The organism is Variovorax sp. Varisp36, from assembly GCF_047304235.1.
Classification (GTDB): Bacteria; Pseudomonadota; Gammaproteobacteria; order Burkholderiales; family Burkholderiaceae_C; genus Variovorax.
The window spans coordinates 1-256 of the sequence record NZ_JBGLYU010000123.1 but is presented as its reverse complement, the minus strand read 5'-3'; the positions used below and the strand labels follow the sequence as shown (position 1 = coordinate 256).

The 256-nt window shown below is 62.1% G+C and carries 1 pseudogene; it reads left to right on the top strand.

The window, feature by feature from the left end:
• Positions 1-51: 51 nt before the first annotated feature.
• A pseudogene (locus ACCD11_RS28435) lies at positions 52-256 on the top strand (sensor domain-containing diguanylate cyclase); the annotation flags it as partial.

Here is a 256-nt window from a genome sequence, read left to right as displayed (position 1 = left end):
ACCGACGGTGAATCAAATAAAACGAAACCCAACCCTCACGAGCAACGCGCCATGAACATTCGAGATTTGCACGCCCAGTACACTCCCGAACGCTCCCTCTTCCAGCGTACCCAAGGCCGCCAGCGCGGACTGACCGACACCCGCGTCGAACTGGCGCACACCGACAGCGACGCCGACGCCTGGCTGGAACCGGCACTCTCCGACTTCATCTCGCTGGCCTCCAGCGTGTGCGGTACTCCCATGGGCATGTTCAGCC